This is a genomic window from Polynucleobacter sp. (assembly GCF_040400325.1).
GTDB lineage: Bacteria > Pseudomonadota > Gammaproteobacteria > Burkholderiales > Burkholderiaceae > Polynucleobacter.
Window position 1 is genome coordinate 57,313 of the sequence record NZ_JBBAQK010000009.1, and the last position, 19,467, is coordinate 76,779.

General features: G+C 44.1%; 19 protein-coding genes and 1 tRNA gene. All 20 read right to left on the bottom strand.

Features of this window, described 5'->3' with window-relative positions; all coding sequences use genetic code 11:
* Positions 1 to 2,055 (bottom strand): NADH-quinone oxidoreductase subunit L, encoded by a 2,055-nt coding sequence (nuoL, locus tag ABWP14_RS08125; protein WP_353202471.1) that lies wholly within the window; start codon positions 2,053 to 2,055, stop codon positions 1 to 3.
* 2 nt (positions 2,056 to 2,057) lie between these two features.
* Positions 2,058 to 2,366, bottom strand: a complete 309-nt coding sequence (gene nuoK, locus ABWP14_RS08130) for an NADH-quinone oxidoreductase subunit NuoK (protein WP_353202472.1) — start codon at positions 2,364 to 2,366, stop codon at positions 2,058 to 2,060.
* A complete protein-coding gene (locus tag ABWP14_RS08135) occupies positions 2,363 to 3,010 on the bottom strand; it encodes an NADH-quinone oxidoreductase subunit J (protein ID WP_353202473.1) in 648 nt (215 codons plus the stop codon). The genes nuoK and ABWP14_RS08135 overlap by 4 nt, the downstream gene beginning before the upstream one ends.
* A 20-nt stretch (positions 3,011 to 3,030) precedes the next feature.
* Positions 3,031 to 3,522, bottom strand: a complete 492-nt coding sequence (gene nuoI, locus ABWP14_RS08140; protein ID WP_353202474.1) for an NADH-quinone oxidoreductase subunit NuoI — start codon at positions 3,520 to 3,522, stop codon at positions 3,031 to 3,033.
* An 11-nt stretch (positions 3,523 to 3,533) separates the two neighbouring features.
* A complete protein-coding gene (gene nuoH / locus ABWP14_RS08145; RefSeq protein ID WP_353202475.1) occupies positions 3,534 to 4,607 on the bottom strand; it encodes an NADH-quinone oxidoreductase subunit NuoH in 1,074 nt (357 codons plus the stop codon).
* A gap of 8 nt (positions 4,608 to 4,615) precedes the next feature.
* Positions 4,616 to 6,931 (bottom strand): NADH-quinone oxidoreductase subunit NuoG, encoded by a 2,316-nt coding sequence (gene nuoG, locus ABWP14_RS08150; protein WP_353202517.1) that lies wholly within the window; start codon positions 6,929 to 6,931, stop codon positions 4,616 to 4,618.
* Between the two features lie 32 nt (positions 6,932 to 6,963).
* Positions 6,964 to 8,262, bottom strand: coding sequence for an NADH-quinone oxidoreductase subunit NuoF (gene nuoF, locus ABWP14_RS08155; protein WP_353202476.1), 1,299 nt, complete (start codon positions 8,260 to 8,262; stop codon positions 6,964 to 6,966).
* On the bottom strand, positions 8,259 to 8,765 hold the full coding sequence (gene nuoE / locus ABWP14_RS08160; protein WP_353202477.1) for an NADH-quinone oxidoreductase subunit NuoE: 507 nt from the start codon (positions 8,763 to 8,765) through the stop codon (positions 8,259 to 8,261). The genes nuoF and nuoE overlap by 4 nt, the downstream gene beginning before the upstream one ends.
* A gap of 21 nt (positions 8,766 to 8,786) precedes the next feature.
* The gene (locus tag ABWP14_RS08165) at positions 8,787 to 10,040 is read right to left on the bottom strand and encodes an NADH-quinone oxidoreductase subunit D (RefSeq protein WP_353202478.1); all 1,254 of its coding nucleotides are present in this window, start codon (positions 10,038 to 10,040) and stop codon (positions 8,787 to 8,789) included.
* Between the two features lie 3 nt (positions 10,041 to 10,043).
* Entirely contained in the window at positions 10,044 to 10,643 is a 600-nt protein-coding gene (locus tag ABWP14_RS08170; protein ID WP_353202479.1) for an NADH-quinone oxidoreductase subunit C, read from the bottom strand.
* Positions 10,644 to 10,645: 2 nt separating this feature from the next.
* Positions 10,646 to 11,128, bottom strand: coding sequence for a NuoB/complex I 20 kDa subunit family protein (locus ABWP14_RS08175; protein ID WP_216255318.1), 483 nt, complete (start codon positions 11,126 to 11,128; stop codon positions 10,646 to 10,648).
* A gap of 5 nt (positions 11,129 to 11,133) precedes the next feature.
* Positions 11,134 to 11,493 carry an NADH-quinone oxidoreductase subunit A gene (locus ABWP14_RS08180; protein WP_353202480.1) on the bottom strand — a complete coding sequence of 120 codons (360 nt, stop codon included), beginning with the start codon at positions 11,491 to 11,493 and terminating at the stop codon, positions 11,134 to 11,136.
* Positions 11,494 to 11,546: 53 nt separating this feature from the next.
* Positions 11,547 to 11,631, bottom strand: a tRNA-Leu gene (locus tag ABWP14_RS08185).
* A gap of 86 nt (positions 11,632 to 11,717) precedes the next feature.
* The gene (secG, locus tag ABWP14_RS08190) at positions 11,718 to 12,062 is read right to left on the bottom strand and encodes a preprotein translocase subunit SecG (protein ID WP_353202481.1); all 345 of its coding nucleotides are present in this window, start codon (positions 12,060 to 12,062) and stop codon (positions 11,718 to 11,720) included.
* A 21-nt stretch (positions 12,063 to 12,083) separates the two neighbouring features.
* Positions 12,084 to 12,842: a triose-phosphate isomerase gene (gene tpiA, locus ABWP14_RS08195; protein WP_353202482.1), complete on the bottom strand. Its 759-nt coding sequence runs from the start codon at positions 12,840 to 12,842 to the stop codon at positions 12,084 to 12,086.
* Between the two features lie 16 nt (positions 12,843 to 12,858).
* The gene (locus tag ABWP14_RS08200) at positions 12,859 to 13,857 is read right to left on the bottom strand and encodes an NAD(P)H-quinone oxidoreductase (RefSeq protein WP_353202483.1); all 999 of its coding nucleotides are present in this window, start codon (positions 13,855 to 13,857) and stop codon (positions 12,859 to 12,861) included.
* Between the two features lie 32 nt (positions 13,858 to 13,889).
* Positions 13,890 to 16,058: a polyribonucleotide nucleotidyltransferase gene (gene pnp, locus ABWP14_RS08205; protein WP_353202484.1), complete on the bottom strand. Its 2,169-nt coding sequence runs from the start codon at positions 16,056 to 16,058 to the stop codon at positions 13,890 to 13,892.
* A gap of 268 nt (positions 16,059 to 16,326) precedes the next feature.
* A complete protein-coding gene (rpsO, locus tag ABWP14_RS08210; protein WP_353202485.1) occupies positions 16,327 to 16,596 on the bottom strand; it encodes a 30S ribosomal protein S15 in 270 nt (89 codons plus the stop codon).
* A 210-nt stretch (positions 16,597 to 16,806) separates the two neighbouring features.
* Complete coding sequence (locus ABWP14_RS08215) at positions 16,807 to 18,354, bottom strand: 2-isopropylmalate synthase (protein ID WP_353202486.1); 1,548 nt, start codon at positions 18,352 to 18,354, stop codon at positions 16,807 to 16,809.
* A 231-nt stretch (positions 18,355 to 18,585) separates the two neighbouring features.
* Positions 18,586 to 19,449: a CDP-diacylglycerol--serine O-phosphatidyltransferase gene (gene pssA, locus ABWP14_RS08220; RefSeq protein WP_353202487.1), complete on the bottom strand. Its 864-nt coding sequence runs from the start codon at positions 19,447 to 19,449 to the stop codon at positions 18,586 to 18,588.
* Positions 19,450 to 19,467: the final 18 nt, after the last annotated feature.

Below are 19,467 nucleotides of genomic sequence, written 5' to 3' on the forward strand. Positions count from 1 at the left end.
CTAGCGAACAAAAGGTAGGTAGGCATATAAAACCCAGGCTAGCAATAAAGCTAGGCCTGCAATCATTGCAAAGGCATAGTGATAAAGATAACCGGATTGCAAATGGCGAATCACTCCAGCAAAGCGCCCAACTACATGCGCGCTGCCATTAACAAAGAAACCATCAATAATTTTTTGATCACCACGGTGCCATAAGAAGCCACCAATCCAAATGAGGCCTTTAGAAAATACAGCCTGGTTTAGATCATCTAAATAGTATTTGTTATCGAATAATGTTTTGATGGGTGCAAATGCTTTAGCAAATTGAGCGGGTAATTTAGGCACCCAAAGATATCCAATCGCCGCTGTCAATACTCCAAGCACCAATAATAGTAATACTGGAGAGGTAAATGCATGTAGCGCCATTGCAACAGGGCCATGAAACTCATCCTCCAGCTCCTTCATCACGGGGTGACGTGCAATGTCTATAAAGATTGAGTCCCCAAAAAAGGTGCCAAATAATAATGGCGTAATAGTGTAAAACCCAATAATGACCGAGGGAATTGCTAGGAGAATTAAAGGTAAGGTCACTACAAATGGAGACTCATGCGGCTTTTCACCAGGGGCTAATCCATGATGGGCATGATCATCACCCTGCTGTGCATGATAGTCATGATGATCGTGAGCATGGGACTGACCCCAGCGCGCTTTGCCGTGGAATACCCAGAAATACAAACGGAATGAATATAAAGCAGTAACAAAGACGCTGGCCATCACCGCAAAATAAGCAAAGCCAGAACCTGCAATATTACTAGCAGCCACTGCCTCAATAATGGAATCTTTAGAGTAAAAGCCCGAGAAAAATGGCGTACCTATTAAAGCTAAATTACCAAGCAACATCATTAAGCAGGTAATTGGCATATATTTCCACAGCCCACCCATCTTGCGCATATCTTGCTCATGATGCATTCCCAAAATTACGCTACCTGCAGCAAGGAATAAGAGTGCTTTAAAGAATGCATGGGTCATTAAATGAAAGATGGCTACTGGGTAAGCTGAAACACCCAATGCAATGGTCATATAACCTAATTGAGATAAGGTTGAATAGGCCACAACCCGCTTGATATCGTTTTGGACAATACCCAAGAAGCCCATAAAGAGTGCTGTAATCGAACCAATAATTAAGATAAAGCTCAAAGCGACATCGGACAGCTCAAATAATGGCGACATCCGAGAAACCATGAAGATGCCTGCTGTCACCATGGTGGCAGCATGAATCAATGCTGAAATAGGAGTTGGGCCTTCCATAGAGTCAGGCAACCAAACATGCAATGGAAACTGAGCTGATTTACCCATAGCACCAATAAAGAGGCAAATACAGACTACCGTGAGCAAATTCCAGCTGGTACCAGGCAATGTTTGTGCCGCAAGAGCTGTATTTTGAGAAAAAATAACGTCATATTGCATAGAGCCAGTGCTGGCTAGCAATAGACCAATACCAAGAATGAAGCCAAAGTCACCAACTCGGTTCACTAAGAAGGCTTTCATATTAGCAAATACTGCAGATTGACGTTCATAGTAAAAACCAATCAACAGATAAGAAACCACTCCAACGGCTTCCCAACCAAAAAAGAGTTGCAAAAGATTGTTACTCATCACCAACATCAACATAGCAAAAGTAAACAAGGAAATGTAGGAGAAGAAGCGGTTATACCCCTCCTCACCGTGCATATAACCAATGGTATAGATATGAACCATCAATGATACAAAGGTCACCACACACATCATGGTTGCAGTTAGAGGGTCAATCAAGAAGCCAATATCTAAATTAAGCTCTCCTAATTCCATCCAGCGATATACGGTGCCATTGAAATAAAAACCATCCATCACTTGCGCTAATACATTACAAGATAGAGCAAATGCGATTGCGACACCCAAAATAGTTACAAATTGGCAGGCTCCACGACCAATCAAATTGCCACCTAATTTTGTACCAAAAAAACCAGCAATCATTGAACCGAATAAAGGTGCCAATGGAATGGCACAGAGAATAGGAATATTGAGGGTCAATTGCATGACTAGCCTTTTAGGTGGTCAAGATCTTCGGCGTTAATGGTGTCTACCTTACGAAAGAGCACAACCAAAATTGCCAAACCGATAGCTGATTCAGCAGCTGCCACAGTCAAAATAAAGAATACAAAAACTTGACCTGCCATATCACCTAAATAATGTGAGAAAGCGATAAAGTTCATATTGACTGCAAGTAGCATAAGCTCAATTGCCATTAACAATATGATCACATTCTTACGGTTTAAGAAAATACCAACAACACTTGCAGCAAATAAGATTGCACCTAGAACTAAATAGTGGGCTAGCGTAATATTCATTTTTTCTCCCCCCTGCTATCTTGCTTAGCCGCCATGTCTGTATCCATTTTGACAATGCGCATCCGATCTGCAGCAACAACATTCACTTGCTCGTGAATATTTTGAGACTTAGAGTCCTTACGATTTCGTAAAGTCAATGCAACCGCAGCAATAATCGCAACTAAAAGAATGACTCCGGCGACTTCAAAAGCATATACATAATCCACAAAGATCAAAATGCCTAAGGCCTGGGTATTATTTGCCATCATCTCTTCAGGCATCGGCTGAACAGGTGAGTTAGTCCCAATAAAACTACGGATGATGACAATAGAAAGCTCAAGAACAATGACGGCACCCATCAAGAAGGCAACCGGTAAGTATTTTTTGAAGTCTCGGCGTAAGTGCTCTATATCCAGGTCTAGCATCATCACCACGAACAGAAATAAAACCATTACAGCCCCAACGTAAACCAAAATCAGTGCCAAGCTCAGGAACTCTGCTTTCAGTAGCATCCAGAGACCGGAAGCACAGAAGAAAGCTAAAACTAAAAATAGTGCGGCATGAACAGGATTTCGTGCAGTAATCACACGCAAAGCGGATATCACTAATAGACCCGCAAAGCCATAGAAAAAGAGTGCGAATAATGTAGAGGGATCGAATGTCAAATTACGTATGCACCATTCTACTAGCGATAAGGTGCATCAGCAGCACGGCTCGCAGCAATCTCTTTTTCATACTTATCACCTACTGCTAAGAGCATGTCTTTTGTGAAATATAAGTCACCGCGCTTATCGCCAAAATATTCGAAAATGTTTGTTTCAACAATTGCATCTACTGGGCAAGCCTCTTCGCAAAAACCACAGAAGATGCATTTAGTTAAATCAATGTCATAGCGACTAGTACGCCTTGTACCATCATCACGCTCCGCAGTCTCAATAGTGATTGCATAAGCTGGGCATACTGCTTCACATAGCTTGCAACCAATGCAACGCTCTTCACCATTCTCATAACGGCGCAAAGCATGCAGACCACGGAAACGACTAGATAAAGGCGTTTTTTCTTCTGGGTACTGAATGGTAATTTTTGGCTTAAAGAGATAGCGGCCAGTAATCGACAATCCAGTAAGAATGTCCTTTAGCATCAAACTATCGAGAAATTGGGAAATTTTCTTAAACATGATTGATCATCTTATTTCCAAATATTCCATGGTGAAACAACCCATGCACCAATAACAACCACCCAGAATACTGAGATGGGAATAAAGATCTTCCAGCCTAAACGCATAATTTGGTCGTAGCGATAACGGGGTAATGTAGCGCGTAACCATATAACGCATGATAAAAGGAAGAATGTCTTAGCAAATAACCAGAAAAAGCCAGGAATATCACGCAAGATAGGCAAATCCAAAATTGGAAGCCAGCCACCCAGAAAAATAATGGAAGCTACGGCTGCAATCAAAATCATATTGGCATATTCAGCTAAGAAGAACATTGCAAAAGACATCCCTGAATACTCCACCATGTGCCCTGCAACAATCTCAGACTCGCCCTCTACAACATCAAATGGGTGACGATTTGTTTCTGCAACGCCAGAGATAAAGTAGATTAATAACATTGGCAGCAATGGCAACCAATTCCATGACAGAAAATTCAATCCGATATCAGCAAAATAGCCCTGCCCTTGTGAGCTAACGATCGTACTGAGGTTTAATGATCCAGAGGTCAGTAAAACAGTTACTAAAGCAAAACCCATCGCTATCTCATAAGAGATCATCTGTGCCGATGCCCGCATTGCACCTAAGAATGGATATTTTGAATTAGAAGACCATCCAGCCAAAATAACACCGTATACGCCAATAGAAGATATTGCCATGATGTAAAGAAGCCCAGCATTGACATCAGCTAACACCATCTTGGCCTGGAATGGAATCACTGCCCATGCCGCAAATGCGGGCATGATAACCATGATCGGAGCGATAAAATATAAAACCTTGCTAGCCTTAGTAGGGGCAATAATTTCTTTCATCAACAGCTTCAAGGCATCTGCAATAGGTTGTAATAAACCTAAGGGGCCGACACGATTTGGCCCAAGACGAATATGCATCCAACCAATAAGCTTGCGCTCCCAAAGGGTTAGATAAGCTACACATGCAAACATTGGTAATACGATGACAACAATTCGGATTAATGCCCAAACAAGTGGCCAAAGAGAGCCGAAAATAGACTCGCCCTGAGTGGTAATAAGGCTCAAGAAATGATCCATCTCTTACTTTATGCCTTACTAACCGTTAATGGGCCAAACATTGGACCTAATTGGGCGCTTATCTCTGTACCAGCAGAAATTCTGACAGCGCCTAAGGCTAAATTCGCTTCTAGTGTTGCCGACATATTGACGGTCTGTTTACCTTGGGTCACGCTCACTAGATCCCCTTCATTCAGACCCAATTGTGAAAACAATTTCTTGTCCAAGCCAACTTGATTGCCACGCTTAGCATCTCGTGTCAGTTGTAATGCAGATGAACGACGCACAATTTGATCACCAGCATAGATATTGACATCTGTCAGACGCTCAAGACCGCTCAAAGGTAACTGATGATCATTACTCAGCGCGCTCAGATGAGAGCGATTATCTAATTTTGAGCAATAGTTTTCACTTAATGCTTCACCCAATACTTCTTCAGGCATATTCAATAAGAAACCCTCTAGACTCAAAAGACCACCAAGCACGCGCAATACCTTCCAAGCAGGACGCGAGTCAGCTAATGGCTTAACAGAGGGTTGAATGGTTTGTACACGACCTTCTGCATTAACAAATGTTGACATTGTTTCAGTAAAAGTTGAGATAGGTAAAAGAACATCTGCTACTTCAAGCAGATCAGCGCTCTTATAAGCACTGAAGGCAATGACGGTATTTGATTGTGCCAATGCAGCGCGCGCTTGCTCAGGATTAGGTAAATCGGCATCGGGTTCAATATTCATCAAAATCATTGCACGTCGATCGCCAGAGAGTACCGACTCAATCCCAGCACCATTTGCATTGACGAGAGCTGCACCAACTGCGTTACCCCCTACTGGCAAGAAACCTAATGTAGCGCCAGTGTTATCAGCAATAAATTGTGCCAATAGATGTAAGTTAGATGATGCTGGATGAGCAACTGCAGCAGAGCCTAGCAATACAGCGTTTGAAGAACCAGAAAGCAAGCTATCAGCAATTTTTTGAGCTGATTCCGATACAGAGAGATTAGCTACACCTGTTGGCGCAGAAACTGATTTTGCTTTTGCTATCGCCAATGCTACTTCACTAAGAGTATTGACCCACGCACTCGGGCTTACGGCGACTCCAAGGCTTGGAATAAGCCAGTCGTCACCACCTGCATCAATCCGTAGTACTTGAAGGCCACGCTTGGCAGCAGTACGAAAACGCGCTGCAACGAGCGGCTGATCTTTTCGCAAAAAGCTGCCAATGATTAATACGCGGTCTAACTCGCTTAATTGACTGATTGGTATTCCTAGCCAGGCGGCGCTAGCAGCGCCCTTGATATCAGTTTGACGTAAACGAGTATCAATTTGATTGGAACCAAGACCACGAATGATCTTTTGTAAGAGGTGCAATTCTTCCGTACTTGAAATCGGGTGAGCTAATGCTCCAATAGATTCCGGTCCACTTTCCGCAGCAATGGTTTTCAATGAGTGCGCAACATAATCAAGAGCTGATTGCCAATCCGTTTCAATCCATTGACCGCCCTGCTTCACCATGGGCGTAGTCACTCGATCAGCGCTATTGAGTCCTTCGTATGCGAAACGATCACGGTCACTAATCCAGCATTCATTAATAGCTTCATTCTCTAAAGCAACAACTCGCATTACCTTATTTGCTTTCGTTTGCACTGTAGTGTTTGCACCCAGGCTATCGTGCGGACTCACTGAACGTTTGCGACCTAATTCCCAAGTACGTGCTCCGTAGCGAAATGGCTTACTAGTTAATGCACCCACTGGGCACAAGTCAATCATATTTCCAGAAAGCTCTGAGTCAACTGTCTGACCTACAAAAGTAGTAATTTCAGAATGTTCACCACGGTTGACCATTCCAAGCTCCATCACACCAGCCACTTCTTGGCCAAAACGGACACATCGAGTGCAATGAATACAGCGGCTCATTTCTTGCATTGAAATTAATGGGCCTACATTCTTATGAAATACCACACGCTTTTCTTCTTCATAGCGCGAATTAGACTTGCCATAGCCAACAGCTAAGTCTTGTAATTGACACTCACCACCCTGATCACAAATCGGACAATCAAGTGGATGGTTAATCAGCAAAAATTCCATAACAGAACGCTGTGCTTCAACTGCTTTAGCAGAATGCGTAAATACCTTCATGCCTTGGGTAACAGGAGTAGCACAAGCTGGCAAAGGTTTCGGAGCCTTTTCAACCTCAACTAAACACATACGGCAGTTAGCAGCTATGGATAATTTCTTGTGATAGCAAAAATGAGGTACATAGGTACCCAATTTATTCGCGGCGTGCATCACCATCGAACCTTGCGGAACTTCTACTGTCTTACCATCTAGTTCAATTTCAACCATGCTCACTTGAAGATGTCCCGTGCTCTATAACTTTATAAAGGTTGCGTAGAATCTAAGCAGCGCTTATGTTCTACGTGATATGCAAATTCATCCATGTAATGCTTTAACATGCCCCGTACTGGCATTGCTGCAGCATCACCTAAAGCGCAAATTGTTCGGCCCTGAATATTAGCCGCAACATCATTCAGTAAATCCATATCCTCTGGACGGCCTTGGCCGTGCTCAATACGATGCACAATTCGCCATAACCAGCCGGTTCCTTCGCGACAAGGCGTGCATTGACCGCAAGATTCTTCATGATAGAAATACGATAAGCGCTCTAGGGCCCTAACCATACAACGGGTGTCATTCATTACGATGACAGCGCCAGATCCCAACATTGAGCCTGCTTTAGCAATACCGTCGTAATCCATAGTGATATCCATCATTTGCACACCCGGCACAACCGGCGCAGAAGATCCACCAGGAATAACTGCTTTGAGAGCTATCCCATCACGCATGCCACCAGCCAACTTTAATAACTCAGCAAATGGTGTACCTAATGGAATTTCATAATTACCAGGATGTACAACATCACCAGAAACGGAGAAAATCTTCGTACCACCATTATTGGGCTTGCCTAGGTCAAGATAAGCTTGGCCACCAATCGCTAATACGAACGGTACCGCGGCAAAGGTTTCTGTATTGTTAATCGTGGTTGGCTTGCCATACAAACCAAAGCTTGCTGGAAATGGTGGCTTGAAGCGAGGCTGCCCTTTTTTACCCTCTAGGGATTCTAATAAAGCAGTTTCTTCACCGCAAATATAAGCACCCCAACCAGGAGTAGCGTGTAACTGAAAGGAAAAATCGCTACCTAAAATCTTATCGCCTAGATATCCAGCTGCACGAGCCTCTTCCAAGGCCTCCTCAAAACGTGAATACACTTCCCAGATTTCACCATGAATATAGTTATATCCAGTACCAATACCAATGGTGTAAGCGCCAATGATCATGCCCTCGATCAAAGCATGCGGGTTATAACGCATAATGTCACGGTCTTTAAAAGTGCCAGGCTCACCTTCGTCACTGTTACAAACTAAGTATTTTTGTCCAGGGAACTGGCGGGGCATAAAGCTCCACTTCAATCCCGTTGGGAAACCGGCACCGCCGCGACCACGAAGTGATGAGGCCTTTAATTCTGCAATGATGGCTTCGGGAGCAACTTTATCATTCAGTAAACGACGTAATTGCTGATATCCACCTCGACTCTCATACTCCTTTAAACGCCAATTATTTCCATTCAACCCCGCAAGAATCAGAGGTTTAATATGGCGATCGTGCAGGCTAGTCATGGCGACTTCCCTTCTGCACGAAGCTCGTTTAATAGAGTATCGATCTTTTCTTTACTCATAAAGCTACACATCCGTTTGTCATTCACCAACATGACTGGAGAATCTCCACAAGCACCCATACACTCTCCCTCTTTCAGGGTAAATGTGCCACAGGGGGTAGTTTCGTTATAAGTGATGCCCAATGTCTCTTTTAAATAGTTCGCAGCTGTTTCACCATGGGTTAACTGACAAGGCAAGTTTGTGCAGATGACTAATTTGTACTTACCAATCTGTTTGGTGTTGTACATATTATAAAAAGTAGCTACTTCCTCAACCGCTATCGTAGGCATCTCAAGAATTTGCGCAACGGTTGCAATCGCCTCAGATGAAACCCAACCCAATTCGGTTTGGATCGCAATCAAAGCAGCCATTACAGCGGACTGCTTGTGCTCTTGGGGGTATTTCGCGACATTATGGGCAATATCTGCCAGTGTCTTATCGGATAGTTGAAGAGCTGTTGACATTAAATAATCTATAGAACGCTATTAGCGGTCAATCTCCCCAAACACAATATCTTGAGTACCAATAATGGTGACCGCATCAGCCAACATATGACCACGTGACATTTCATCCATTGCCGATAAGTGCACAAAACCTGGTGCACGAATTTTCAGGCGATATGGTTTATTAGCGCCATCTGAAATTAAATAAATACCAAACTCACCTTTTGGATGCTCAACCGCTGAATACGCTTCACCATCAGGTACATGCATACCTTCGGTAAAGAGCTTAAAGTGATGAATCAACTCTTCCATATTGGTCTTCATATCCACACGCTTTGGTGGTGAAACTTTATGGTTATCACTCATTACAGGACCTGAGTTGGATTTCAACCAGGCAGCACATTGCTTGATGATGCGATTGGACTGACGCATTTCTTCCATGCGTACCAAGTAACGATCATAAGAGTCACCATTGACGCCAACTGGAATATCAAAATTTAATTTATCGTAAGTTTCGTATGGTTGCTTCTTGCGTAAATCCCATTCAATTCCAGATCCCCGCAACATTGGGCCAGTAAAGCCTAGTTGTAAAGCACGCTCTGGGGTCACAATACCAATATTGACTAGGCGCTGCTTCCAGATACGATTATCAGTTAGCAGATTGCAATACTCATCAACGTTAGCATCAAAACCGTGCGTAAATTGGTCAATAAAATCAAGCAATGAACCACTGCGGTTTTCATTTAAGCGTTTTACAGCAGAAGTGCTACGTACCTTAGACTGACTAAATTGAGCCATTTGATCTGGCAAATCACGATAAACACCACCAGGTCGATAGTAAGCGGCATGCATTCGAGCCCCTGACACCGCCTCATACATATCAAAGATATCTTCACGATCACGGAACGCGTAGAGGAATACAGCCATTGCACCAACATCAAGGCCATGACAACCAATCCAAAGCAAATGATTCAATAAACGAGTTAACTCGTCATACATCACGCGAATATATTGAGCGCGTAAGGGCACGTCTATCTGTAATAACTTTTCAATAGCCAATACGTAGGCATGCTCATTGGCCATCATGGATACATAGTCCAAACGATCCATATAAGGCACATTTTGAATCCAGGTACGTGTTTCAGCTAATTTTTCGGTAGCGCGATGCAATAAACCAATGTGTGGGTCAGCGCGTTGAATCACTTCACCATCAAGCTCAAGTACAAGACGTAATACGCCATGAGCTGCGGGATGCTGAGGACCAAAATTGAGGGTGTAGTTCTTAATTTGAGCCATGACTTAAGCCGGACCTCCGTACTGCTCTTCGCGCACAATACGGGGTGTAATCTCGCGTGCTTCGATCGTGACAGGCTGATAAACAACACGCTTTAACTCTGGGTCATAGCGCATTTCTACATGGCCACTGATTGGGAAATCTTTTCTGAATGGATGGCCAATAAAACCGTAATCGGTCAAGATACGACGCAAGTCCTCATGACCATCAAAAATAATGCCATAGAAATCAAATGCTTCGCGCTCAAACCAGTTGGCACAATTCCATACGGGTGTAATTGAGGAAACCAAAGGGTAGCTATCATCTGATGCGAATACACGAACACGTAAACGCCAGTTGTGCTCTATAGAAAGCAAGTGACTTACAACAGCAAAACGTTGGCCACTCCACCTGCCATCACGGAATTCTTGATAGTCAACACCACACAAATCGATGAGCTGTTCAAACGCTAAAATAGGATCATCACGCAAAAGCACCGCAGTCTCAAAATAAGTCTCAGCATTAACAACTACTGTAACTTCGCCTAAGGCGGTATGAATCGATTGTGCGCGGGTACCAAGTACTTTTTCTAAATTAGCGACTAGCTGAATTAAACGATCTGACATGATTAAGCCTTCCGTGCAATCGTGCTGGTGCGAGCGATCTTAGATTGCAATTGAATAATTCCATAGATCAATGCTTCTGCTGTCGGAGGGCAGCCAGGAACATAAATATCAACTGGCACAATGCGATCGCAACCGCGTACAACTGAATAAGAGTTATGGTAGTAACCACCACCATTAGCACAAGAGCCCATTGAAATCACCCAACGAGGTTCTGGCATTTGATCGTAAACCTTACGTAACGCTGGGGCCATCTTATTGCACAAGGTGCCAGCCACAATCATCAAGTCAGATTGACGTGGTGATGGGCGAAATACAACGCCAAACCGGTCTAAATCATAACGAGATGCACCAGCATGCATCATCTCAACAGCACAGCAGGCCAAACCAAAAGTCATGGGCCATAAAGAACCGCTTCGCGTCCAGTTAATTAACTGATCCGCAGTCGTAGTAACAAATCCTTCTTTAAGAACGCCTTCTAACGCCATATCCATCACTCCCAGTCGAGAGCGCCCTTTTTCCAAATATAAACAAATCCCACAATGAATACCAAAAGGAAGATCACCATGGAGGCGTAGCCATACCAACCAATATCGCGAAGCGCTACACCCCATGGAAACAGGAATGCAGTTTCAAGATCAAACAAGATAAAAAGAATGGCAATCAGGTAATAACGCACGTCAAACTTCATACGAGCATCTTCGAATGCCTCAAAACCACACTCATATGGGGATAATTTCTCGGCGTTGGGCTTTGAAGGGGCCACAATTTTACCAAGCAACATAGGGACTAGTCCTACACCTATGCCCACTAGGATAAATAACAAAACAGGAAAGTAAATAGCGAGATTCAAAATGGTCCTAATTCGATCGTCTGGTAAAGCAAAAACATATACATTCTTTGTTATGGTGCCGACGGCGAGACTCGAACTCGCACAGCCTAAGCCACTACCCCCTCAAGATAGCGTGTCTACCAATTCCACCACGTCGGCATCTTGCAAAACATGTTAATTCTACCGCATTGCACCACTTAAAAACCCCCTCATTGGAGACGGGTAAATCTGTAAAATCCTACTTTTTACTTAGGAACTGCCGGTTTCGTTGGATCTTGAACTGGGGCAGTAGGAGCGGTAGGTGCTGCAGCTGGAGCTACAGTTCCAGAAAGAACCCCTGGGCTAACTTCTTTCTTATTACCAATCCAAGTAATTCCTAGAGTACTGATAAAGAAGAGGGCCGCAAAAATGGCCGTAGTATGGGATAAAAAGTTAGCAGAACCGCTAGCGCCAAACAAGCTACCTGAAGATCCAGATCCAAAAGCAGCCCCCATATCAGCCCCTTTGCCCTGTTGCAATAAAACCAAAACAATTACAGCCACAGCTGAAACTACCTGCAATACGATTAACAATGTCTTCAATAATTCCACAGCGTATCTCCAAATAAAAAACTATGCCTGACAAATAGCTAAAAAATCCTGAGGATTGGATGATGCTCCACCCACTAATCCACCATCGATATCTGGCATAGCAAACAATTCGACGGCATTGTCAGGTTTGACACTACCGCCATACAAAATTCCCACATGTGAAGCGACATCTTCATTAAATTCTGCCAATTGCAGACGAATAGCACGATGCATATCTTGCGCAACTTGAGCGCTAGCTACTTTTCCGGTTCCAATTGCCCAAACGGGCTCATAAGCAATTAAACAATCCGCCAAACGATCTTGGAGTACATTGACTTGCTTTGCTACTTGCGAACAAACAACCTCTCTAGCCCTACCAGAATTACGCTCATCCGCTATCTCGCCAACACAAATCACAGGAGTCATGCCGTTATCTAATATTTGTAAGGCTTTAGATGCAACGACTTCGTCAACTTCATGGTGTATTTGTCGACGTTCTGAGTGACCAACAATGACATAGCTGCAACCTATTTCCTTCAACATTGAGGCAGCAACTTCACCTGTATAGGCACCCGAAGCATATGCCGAAGCATCTTGCGCCCCAAGACTTAAGAATGCCAGTGAATGTTCTTTGATTAAAGCGTCACATTGAGCTAGGTATGGAAACGATGGGCATACAACGAACTGACGTCCCGCAGGCATACCTCGTTCCATTCCCCGAGCAACGGTCTTGATCCAATCTTGATTACTTGCAAGACTGCCGTTCATTTTCCAGTTGCCAATAACAATCAGTGGGCGCATAGTTTTCTTGAAAAGATTAAACCGTCAACACAATCTTGCCAACATGTTCTGATGACTCCATTAAGCGATGTGCATCAGAAGCCTGATCAAGAGAAAATGTTTTATAAATGACGGGCTTCAATTGACCACTATTTAACAATGGCCAAATATTGGTGTAAAGCTGTTCAGTAATTTGTTTTTTAAATGCCACTGGTCTTGGACGAAGAGTAGAACCAGTAATAGTAAGACGTCGACGTAAGATTTGATTGGTACTCACTTCTGCTTTTGAGCCACCCTGAATAGCAATAATGACAATGCGGCCATCATCTGCAAGGCAATCGATCTCACGCTGAACATAATCACCTGTGACCATATCTAAAATGACATTGACACCTTTGCCATTAGTAGCCTTTTCGACTTCTTCAACAAAATCTTGAGTTTTGTAATTCACTGCTAGGTCAGCACCAAGCTTTAGACAGGCAGCACATTTCTCATCAGTGCCAGCAGTAACAAACACTTTAAACCCAAGAGCTTTGGCAATCAAAATGGCGGCCACACCAATACCACTTGAGCCACCTTGCACTAAAAGTGTTTCGCCAGCAGAGAGCTGACCCCGCATGAAAACATTGCTCCACACTGTATAGAACGTTTCAGGTAAGGCAGCTGCTTCTTGATCTGAAAAACCTTTAGGATAAGGCAAGCACTGCGCAATCGGCGCAGTGCATAGTTCAGAATATCCTCCACCCTGAACTAAGGCACAGACCTTGTCACCAATCTTTAAACCAAATTGATTATCTGCATGAGATAAATCACCACCAATGATTTCGCCGGCAACCTCGAGACCAGGAATATCAGATGCGCCAGCAGGCACTGGGTAAAAGCCTTTACGTTGCAAAACATCAGGACGATTAATGCCTGCTGCAAGAACCTTAATTAATATCTCACCTGAACCAGCAGTTGGAACGGCTGGGTCTGGACGAGTGGCAAGCACCAACATTTCTGGTGCGCCATAATCTTTAATTTCCATTACGCGCATAAGGGCTTCTCGCAGTAGTAGAGGTAGTTGACTTAAGCTATTTCGTCAGAAGCAGGGGCTACTTCAGCTACAGACTCACTAGCACCGGCTAAAGGAGAAATCGTGCCACCCTCTTCTGCCATAGCAGCTTTGAGAGATAAACGTAGACGACCGCGCTCATCAGCGGCGAGCAATTTCACGCGCACAACTTGGCCTTCTTGCAAATAGTCTTTTACTTCTTTCACACGCTCATTCGAAATTTCAGAGATATGCAAGAGACCGTCTTTACCAGGGAGAATATTGACCAAAGCGCCGAACTCAAGTAACTTCACTACTGGGCCTTCGTAGATCTTGCCTACTTCAGCTTCTGCAGTAATGCCTTCGATGCGCGCCTTTGCTTCTGCCATGCCCTCAGCACTAGTAGAAGCAATCGTTACGGTACCGTCATCTTTAATATCGATGCTGCAACCAGTTTCCTTGGTCAAAGCTTGAATCGTTGCGCCGCCCTTACCAATCACTTCACGAATCTTATCTGGATGAATCTTGAATGACACCATGCGTGGGGCATGAGCTGACAATTCTGTACGAACTGAACCCATGGCTTCTTGCATTTTGCTCAAGATGTGCAAACGACCTTCTTTAGCTTGCGCTAAGGCTACTTGCATAATTTCTTTGGTAATACCCTGTACCTTAATGTCCATCTGGAGTGCAGTAATACCATTAGCAGTACCAGCTACTTTGAAGTCCATATCGCCTAAGTGATCTTCATCACCCAAGATATCGGTCAACACAGCAAAACGGTTGCCATCAAGAATCAAGCCCATTGCAACACCAGCAACGTGCGCCTTAACAGGAACGCCAGCATCCATCATTGCAAGGCAGCCGCCACAAACGGAAGCCATAGAAGATGAGCCATTTGACTCAGTAATTTCTGAAACAACACGAATACTGTATGCGAAATCTTCTGGGCTAGGTAATACAGGAATTAAGGCGCGTTTAGCTAAACGACCATGACCAATTTCACGACGCTTTGGACTACCTACACGACCAGTTTCGCCAGTGGCAAATGGAGGCATGTTGTAGTGGAACATAAAACGATCACGGTATTCGCCTTCAAGCGCATCAATAATTTGCTCGTCACGTGCAGTACCTAAAGTAGCAATAACGAGAGCTTGGGTCTCGCCACGAGTAAACAATGCAGAACCGTGTGTGCGTGGTAGTACACCGTTACGAATTTCAATTGGGCGCACAGTGCGAGTATCACGACCATCAATGCGTGGCTCACCATTCAAAATCTGGCTACGAACAATCTTTGCTTCGATTTCAAACATAATGTCGCTTACGGCAACGGCGTCAACCTCACCCTCTTCGGATAACTTAGCCATTACTTCTTTAGAGATTTCTTTCAGCTTGTCTGAACGAGCGCCCTTTTGACGAATCTGATAAGCCTCACGCAATGGTGCTTCAGCTAATGCATTCACCTTAGCGATAAATGGCTCATTCTTAGGAGCAGCAGTCCAATCCCAATCTGGTTTTCCTGCTTCAATCACTAATTCATTAATTGCGTTAATGGCAGTTTGCATTTGGTCATGACCATACACAACTGCACCCAACATGACTTCTTCGGAAAGTTGGTTTGCTTCTGACTCCACCATCAATACTGCAGCTTGTGTACCAGCAACAATCAAATCGAGTTCACTAGTTGCTTGTTCTGTACGTGTTGGATTCAATAGATATTGGCCATTTGCATAACCAACACGAGCTGCACCAACAGGACCAGCAAAAGGAATGCCAGAAATAGCCAAGGCTGCAGAGGCTGCAATTAACGCAGGGATATCCGCAGGAACGTCAGGATTGATAGACAAGACATGAATCACTACTTGAACTTCGTTCAAGAATCCTTCTGGGAATAATGGGCGTAATGGGCGATCAATCAAACGGGAGATCAAAGTCTCACCTTCAGATGGACGGCCTTCACGACGAAAGAAGCCACCAGGGATCTTGCCTGCTGCGTAGGTCTTTTCTAAGTAATCAACTGTCAGTGGAAAAAAGGATTGGCCTGGCTTTGCAGACTTAGAGGCAACCACAGTACCCATTACTACGGTGTCATCTACGTTAACGATGACGGCACCACCAGATTGGCGAGCGATCTCACCTGTTTCCATCGTAACTTGATGATTACCCCATTGAAAACTTTTTACTGCTTTTTTAAACATAGTCATATTGATCTTCTCCAAATTGTTCACGCAAAACTCACATGAGTCATACGTTTGTCGTGGGATAAAGCAGTGTCACGACAACACTGGAGCGCTTTAAGATCAAAAGGGATGCCATTCCAGAGAGACTCTGAATTACTCTCAGAAGCTCATTGGAATGACACGATCCCCTACACAAATAATCGAAAACCGCTCAAAAAACATGCCACCTTCCTAAGGCTGCATTCAAAAAGAAACAGGCTTAAGTGAGATGGCATTGCAATACTGATAAGAATTACTTACGGAGACCTAATTTATCGATCAATGCGCGATAACGATCCAAATCTTTGCCTTTGAGATAATCCAAGAGGCGACGGCGACGTGAAACCATCTTCAACAAACCTCTACGGCTGTGATGGTCCTTAGCGTTAGCCTTGAAATGGGGGGTTAATTCATTGATGCGGGCTGTTAGCAATGAAACTTGAACTTCAGGGCTACCCGTATCGTTTGCGCTGCGCGCGTTATCTTTGACGATTTCCGCCGTTTTGATATCAGCAACTGCCATTTTTGATACTCCTTACTTGCGAACACAAGAGCTTTCACCCTGAATGTGTCGTGCGTTATTAACAAAATAAAACAAAAAAGCTTTATAAATCAAAGCCCTCGAATTGTATCAGATCTCGCCTACGCAGCATGAATGCCTAAAAACAGTCAAAAAGTGGGTCTTTCAGGAGTTTTTAAGGTTTTTCTTTAAAAACAATCACTTATCACTAGTTTAGGGTGTCATCTGAGCGTTGAGCTTCGCCTGGCTAGGATCGTGCAGCTTATTTAAGGCTGCCAAGTAGGCTTTTGCAGAAGCTGCGATGATGTCCGGATCAGTTCCAACGCCGTTAACGATTCGACCTCCCTTTGCCAATCTCACAGTAACCTCACCTTGAGATTGAGTCCCCGAGGTAATGGCATTGACTGAATACAACAACTGCTCAGCGCCACTTTTGGCGACCTCTTCAATCGCGTTCAAACTTGCATCAACTGGCCCATTGCCCTCCGCTTCTGAACTCACTTCTTTTTCGCCCATACGTAAGGTAATGCGTGATTTTGGACGTTCGCCGGTTTCGGAATGTTGGCTCATCGAAATGAATTCGTAGTACTCACCCTGCTCCGCTGAAGCAGTTTCTGACATGATGGCAAGAATATCTTCATCAAAAATTTCTGTTTTTTGATCAGCTAAGGTTTTGAAGCGCGTAAAAGCCTCGTTGATATCGGCTTCAGCCTCAACCACAATACCGAGATCATGCAAACGTTGTTTAAAGGCATTACGGCCTGACAATTTACCTAAGACAATTTTATTTGCAGCCCAACCAACATCTTCTGCACGCATAATTTCATAGGTTTCGCGATTTTTCAAAATACCATCTTGATGTATGCCAGAGGTGTGAGCAAATGCGTTGGCACCAACAACTGCTTTGTTTGGTTGCACTACAAAACCAGTGATGTGCGAGACCATCTTAGAGGCTGGAACAATTTGACTGGCATCAATATCGCAAATTAAATTGAAATAGTCATTACGAGTTCGTAAGGCCATCACAATCTCTTCTAACGCAGTGTTACCAGCACGTTCACCCAAGCCATTGATGGTGCACTCAATTTGCCGAGCCCCGCCTATCTTTACGCCAGCTAAGGAGTTTGCTACTGCCATGCCCAAGTCATTATGGCAATGTACTGACCAAACTACCTTATCGGAATTAGGGACACGGGTCCGTAAAGTCTTAATGAAATCACCATATAACTCTGGAGTTGCATAACCGACAGTATCGGGAATATTGATAGTCGATGCACCCTCTTTAATGACCGCCTCTACTACGCGACATAAAAAATCCATCTCTGAGCGATAACCATCTTCAGCAGAAAATTCAACATCATCAGCCAAATTTCGAGCAAAACGAATAGAACGCTTCGCTTGCTCTAATACTTCCTCAGGAGACATGCGTAATTTCACGGCCATATGTAAGGGGCTGGTTGCTAAAAATGCATGGATGCGTTTAGCTTTTGCAGCCTTTAATGCATCTGCTGCTCGAGTAATGTCCTTATCATTCGCTCTCGCTAAGGAACACACAATCGAATCCTTGACTGCAGCAGCAACCGCAGAAATTGCCTGGAAGTCACCCTCTGAGCTTGCTGCAAATCCAGCTTCAATCACATCGACTTTCAAGCGCTCCAGTTGACGAGCAATGCGAACTTTTTCATCTTTAGTCATCGACGCACCGGGAGATTGCTCTCCATCGCGCAAGGTGGTGTCAAAAATAATTACTTTATCGCTCATCACTACTCTCCAATTTTTAATGCTTCATTCATTTGTTGCACAATTTCAGTCTTACAAAACAAAAACCCCAGCAATTTGCTGGGGCTGGTATGAGGTGGTTAATGATTTATTGAGATCTCATCAACTCAGGCCTTACCCGCCCCAAGCTCAAGGCTAAGTGCTAGCAGAAGGAGACCTGTTAAAGGTGAAAACTTTATCAACATAGAATTAATATACCCGAAAATTCCGAAATTAGCTAAAACGCTTCCCGCTGAGGCGCTCCCAGGCCCAAATGACATATCCTGAGATCGAATAGACCACAAAAACACCAAATAAGGTTAAGGGTGGATTTGAAGAAATCAGCACAAAGGTCAAAATCATCAAGACCATCACGCCAAATGGCACACGATAGCGTACATCGAGGGCTTTACCGCTATAAAAGCGGGCATTTGAGACCATGGTCAGGCCAGCATAGACAGCAATGAAGAAGGTAATCCAAGGGATGGCGGTGTCACGTACAGGAATCTTATTGTCATCAGCAAGCCAAATAAATCCAGCCATTAAGGCACCGGCTGCTGGGCTTGGTAAACCTTGAAAGAACTTCTTATCAACAACACCGGTATTCACATTAAAGCGCGCCAATCTCAGGGCGGCACCAGCGCAGTAGGTAAAGGCAGCTAACCAACCCCATTTGCCCAAATCTTTTAGCGCCCATTCGTAAGCAACCAATGCTGGAGCAACACCAAAAGAAACCATATCTGCCAGCGAGTCATATTGTTCACCAAAGGCACTTTGGGTATTTGTCATGCGAGCTATGCGCCCATCCATACCATCTAAGACTAAAGAAGCAAAGATCGCAATCGCAGCAACCTCAAACTGATGGTTCATTGCATTCACAATGGCAAAGAAGCCACAAAATAATGCTGCTGTAGTGAAAGCGTTGGGGAGTAAGTAAATTCCTTTGCTACGTAAGCGAGGCTTTTGAGGATGCAGCTCCTCTACTTCGTAATCAACGCCGTCCCCAACTTCATCTGCCCAATCACTTGATGGGCGATCTGAGCGAGATTGAGATAAGCGACTACGATCGATACGGCCACGACGGCGAAAAGTTGGCAAAATCGTCCTAGTAAAAGT

Excerpts from the sequence above, each read along its gene's own strand:
- nuoL (WP_353202471.1), bottom strand. The coding sequence starts at position 2,055 with ATGCAATTGACCCTCAATATTCCTATTCTCTGTGCCATTCCATTGGCA.
- nuoK (WP_353202472.1), bottom strand. The coding sequence starts at position 2,366 with ATGAATATTACGCTAGCCCACTATTTAGTTCTAGGTGCAATCTTATTT.
- nuoI (WP_353202474.1), bottom strand. The coding sequence starts at position 3,522 with ATGTTTAAGAAAATTTCCCAATTTCTCGATAGTTTGATGCTAAAGGAC.
- nuoH (WP_353202475.1), bottom strand. The coding sequence starts at position 4,607 with ATGGATCATTTCTTGAGCCTTATTACCACTCAGGGCGAGTCTATTTTC.
- nuoG (WP_353202517.1), bottom strand. The coding sequence starts at position 6,931 with ATGGTTGAAATTGAACTAGATGGTAAGACAGTAGAAGTTCCGCAAGGT.
- nuoF (WP_353202476.1), bottom strand. The coding sequence starts at position 8,262 with ATGACTAGCCTGCACGATCGCCATATTAAACCTCTGATTCTTGCGGGG.
- nuoE (WP_353202477.1), bottom strand. The coding sequence starts at position 8,765 with ATGTCAACAGCTCTTCAACTATCCGATAAGACACTGGCAGATATTGCC.
- ABWP14_RS08165 (WP_353202478.1), bottom strand. The coding sequence starts at position 10,040 with ATGGCTCAAATTAAGAACTACACCCTCAATTTTGGTCCTCAGCATCCC.
- ABWP14_RS08170 (WP_353202479.1), bottom strand. The coding sequence starts at position 10,643 with ATGTCAGATCGTTTAATTCAGCTAGTCGCTAATTTAGAAAAAGTACTT.
- ABWP14_RS08175 (WP_216255318.1), bottom strand. The coding sequence starts at position 11,128 with ATGGCGTTAGAAGGCGTTCTTAAAGAAGGATTTGTTACTACGACTGCG.
- tpiA (WP_353202482.1), bottom strand. The coding sequence starts at position 12,842 with ATGCGCCCACTGATTGTTATTGGCAACTGGAAAATGAACGGCAGTCTT.
- ABWP14_RS08200 (WP_353202483.1), bottom strand. The coding sequence starts at position 13,857 with ATGCGCGTAATGGAAATTAAAGATTATGGCGCACCAGAAATGTTGGTG.
- pnp (WP_353202484.1), bottom strand. The coding sequence starts at position 16,058 with ATGACTATGTTTAAAAAAGCAGTAAAAAGTTTTCAATGGGGTAATCAT.
- rpsO (WP_353202485.1), bottom strand. The coding sequence starts at position 16,596 with ATGGCAGTTGCTGATATCAAAACGGCGGAAATCGTCAAAGATAACGCG.
- ABWP14_RS08215 (WP_353202486.1), bottom strand. The coding sequence starts at position 18,354 with ATGAGCGATAAAGTAATTATTTTTGACACCACCTTGCGCGATGGAGAG.